Below are 2208 nucleotides of genomic sequence, written 5' to 3'. Positions count from 1 at the left end.
TCTTCTAAGCGCCCCGTGACATAAACTGATGTGTTGCCTGAGACGTTCCCATTGATCAAAAGCCTATCGGTTTTTTGGTCATTTATTGCAGCACCATCACTCCAAGCCGTGTTGAAGTAAATCTTTGCATCACCCGTTGCATTGTAGACTTCTTGCGTGTCTGGTTTACCAGAACCTATATGCAAGGTTTGGTAATGATCTTCTGTTGGTTTCTCAAAAACAATGGAGCTGTTATCGAGATTAAGCACAGAAACATCAGAACGAGATCTTTGAGCGATATCAAGGAGATTGCTATCAGCATCTTTTTCGTTTTTGCTAATTTTCAACGTCCATTTTGTATTGTTTTTCAGATCAAAACGTACATTTCTGTCTTTAGCAATATTCGCTCTGCCTTCTAAAGTAGACTGATCAGCGCTTAAGGTGAAGGTGCCATTGGAGATGGCGTTTGCACCGACATAGTCCCAAAGCTCTTTGTCTTTCCAATAAACGCCTTTTCCTAATAAAACATCGGCATGGATTTCTGAATTTTTGATATTGGCTGTACCAATTGATAGGTCTGCATTGTTTTCGATATCGTTGTCAGTGAAAGCTCCGATAAGAATTCCAGCACCATTTTCTACGTGGATATCTGCATTAGTCACATTGATTTCATTGCTTTGACGTTTTTGCGGATAATTTTGATCTGTGTAGAAGAGAGACATGATTTGCAAACCACCGATTTGTGCTGTTGCAGAAATATCCTTGACATCGATATGTCCACCGTTTTCTGTATACAATGCAGCTTGTTTTCCAAATACTGTTCCGCCTGTCATTGTGATTTGGGATTGTGGACCGCTTGCATGGAGTCCACTACCATCAGATGCGTTAATTTTAGCATTGTCTTTTATGATAATGGTGCCGCCACTCTCAGCAGATACCCCTGAGGTTTTTACATTAAATTCTCCCCCTGATACGTTTATTTGAGAATTAACAGCGGAGGCTATGCCTATATTGGCTTGAGTAACTGTTACATTTTTTAAAGTAAGTTTGTTGTTATGGGTGGACATTACCCCTAAGAGTTGTTGGTCATCGTCTTTACCACTTGATATTTTCACATTTTCTAGCTTATTTTCTTCGCTGTTTTCGTCGCCGAAGAGAGCACCCATTGCAATAGCCGTAATAGAACCTCCAGTCATCTTGATTGTAGCTTTTTTGTATGCCATAAGCCCTGTTGAAACATCCTTAATCGTTGTATTATGTAATTCAATCATGCTTCCAGAGTCATCGGCGCGTGCACCATCTTCGGTGCCATCTGTCGATGTTATAGTAATACCATTGACATCAATATGTCCGCCGTTTTCGGCAAACAATGCGCTTACACCCCGTCCGCTTACTGTTCCTCCAGTCATTGTGATCTTGGATTTTGAACCATCAGCATGGAGTCCATAAGCACTGGATGATGTAATATCAGTCTTGTTGTCGATAGTAACCGTGCTGCCATTTGAAGCATATATTCCATCAGTTTTTCCATCAAATGATCCTCCAGAGATTGTTATTGTCGAGTGATCATCTGCCTTTAGAGCAGAGAAGGCATGCATAACAGTTACATTTTTTAAGGTGAGCGTGCTTCCCTTGGTAACTATTCCTGAGAGTAATTGCAGTCCATCTTTATCTAAGTCTGATATCACCACGTCTTTTAGCATGTTTTCGCTGCTATTCGTGTTATTAAAAGAAGCGCCAACAGAGGCAGCTGCAATGGAACCTCCAATCATTTTGATTGTAGCTCCGTCTTTGGCTTCAAGACCGCGGAAAATCTCAGAATCAAGTTTTGGGATAATTCTACTATCCTGTAATTCAATTACACTGTTAACACCTTCAGCTGTTACAGCGTATACATCGTAATGGACTGGGTGGTTTATCGTTAAATTCTTGCCAATGATTTTGCCACCGTCTTTTGCGTGAATAGTTTCGTAGGTTTTATCGGATACTTCTTGTTGTTTTCCCTCAGAAACTACGAGGGTTTCAGCATGTGCACTGAACTGGATGTTGAACAGGATGATAGCGGCTGCAGCTGTGCATGATAAAAGGGATGTTTTATACACTAGTATTCTCCTTATGATAGCCCCCAAATATTCATTTCCCCGCGAACTTCATAAGAAGAAGTGAAAATGGATAGTTGTTATTAATTTCAGTAATTGTTTTTATTTGGTAAGACATTTTTGGTTTTTT

At 40.2% G+C, this 2208-nt stretch carries 1 pseudogene; it reads right to left on the bottom strand.

Features of this window, described 5'->3' with window-relative positions:
• Positions 1-2081: pseudogene (locus tag ACFIL8_RS09340) on the bottom strand (autotransporter outer membrane beta-barrel domain-containing protein); the annotation flags it as partial.
• Positions 2082-2208 lie beyond the last annotated feature (127 nt).

It is taken from the genome of Bartonella sp. AP57NXGY (assembly GCF_042195805.1).
Lineage (GTDB): Bacteria > Pseudomonadota > Alphaproteobacteria > Rhizobiales > Rhizobiaceae > Bartonella.
This window is presented reverse-complemented; position numbering and strand designations above follow the sequence as displayed.